We start from the raw sequence: 1368 nt of genomic DNA, 5'->3' as shown, positions 1-1368 counted from the left end.
ATTGAGAATGCGCTCCGTAACTCCGACCAGCTCAACCTGGATCTGGTAAACAGTCCCTGGGCATTGCTTTCATTTGTACTAAGTGGAGTTTTGTTTGCAGTAGCAGGTGCGGTTTCGCTCGGTATGGCGCTGCCGGTTTTGCAGGGTTTTTGGTACCGGTGGCTGCAAATTGACCCGAAACTGGGCAGACTGAGAAGACGTCGTAAAAAGATTATCAAAGCAATGGAGCCACTGCAGGAACAACTGACCTTGCACATGACGCAGAAGAGCATTCTTGAAAATGACATTTCAGTACTGCCTGCCTTGGAAGAGCTCCGTGAAGAAGAAGCACGGATCCGCGCTGAAATTGAGACTTTGGAAAATGAGCGCAGAAAAGCGCTGACCGATAGTCGCATTCAATCTTTTGGTGACGGTTACGAACATGGAAAAGTGAGCCGGGATGTAATGAGCGAAGAAGAATATGATTCGTGGAGAGACAGTCACCTGACTGTTTCAAACCTGGCATTACGTGCTAAATCAAATGCCTCGGCCGATCGTGCGGTACAACGGGCGAAGAGCACCGGAATGCGGCCGCACCAGGCGATCAGAAAAGCAATTACAGATCGTTTCGACGAAAACAACTCATAGTTTCCTAAATTGGGGGTCGATATTAGATTAACATGATTGAGACCCCCCATTTACGAATTGTCCCTTGCGACGACACGCTTTTTGACGCAGTCCGCATGGGAAATAACACACTTGCCCGCGTTATGGGCGTGAATGTCCCTAAGAAGTGGACAGAATTCCGCGACACATTTACACCTTCTTACCACCGCTGGAAAGCCCACCCGCCTCTTCGTAACTGGTGGGTTTATCTTATTATTTACAAGCCCGACAATATGCTCATAGGCTCCTGCGGATACAAAGGCGAGCCTGATTCCAATGGAATGGTCGAGATAGGCTACGAGATTATGCCTTCACATCGTGGCAAAGGTCTTGGAACTGAAACCGCAAAAGGGCTACTCGACCATGCATTTTTACAACCTGGCGTGCATAAGGTAATCGCACATACGCTGGCTGAGGAAAATGCTTCTGCACATTTGCTTGAAAAAATCGGATTTATTCAGACAGAGGATGTTACCGATCCAGAGGATGGTTTTCTCTGGCGCTGGGAGATTGCCCGCAGATAATAGGCACAGGCTGGTTTCCGTTTAAATGACAGGACAATGCGATTAAAATTTATTGCATTGTGTTGATAAACTTTTGGCTTAATTAGCTACTTTGAATCCGTCAAAAGTTTGTTTTGCAGAACCCCTACCCACACCCATATGACCGGCATAACAAAGAATTCCTATCCCTGGCTTCGGAATTATCCCGAAGGCATTCCTT

At 47.3% G+C, this 1368-nt stretch carries 1 protein-coding gene and 1 pseudogene; both read left to right on the top strand.

The window, feature by feature from the left end:
* Window positions 1–627, top strand: a pseudogene (locus ACTIE6_RS27735) (hypothetical protein); the annotation flags it as partial.
* Between the two features lie 32 nt (window positions 628–659).
* Window positions 660–1169: a GNAT family N-acetyltransferase gene (locus ACTIE6_RS27730; protein WP_439559727.1), complete on the top strand. Its 510-nt coding sequence runs from the start codon at window positions 660–662 to the stop codon at window positions 1167–1169.
* Window positions 1170–1368 lie beyond the last annotated feature (199 nt).

It is taken from the genome of Dyadobacter sp. (assembly GCF_051859145.1).
In the GTDB taxonomy this organism is placed as follows: domain Bacteria; phylum Bacteroidota; class Bacteroidia; order Cytophagales; family Spirosomataceae; genus Dyadobacter.
This window is presented reverse-complemented; position numbering and strand designations above follow the sequence as displayed.

Excerpts from the sequence above, each read along its gene's own strand:
- ACTIE6_RS27730 (WP_439559727.1), top strand. The coding sequence starts at position 660 with ATGATTGAGACCCCCCATTTACGAATTGTCCCTTGCGACGACACGCTT.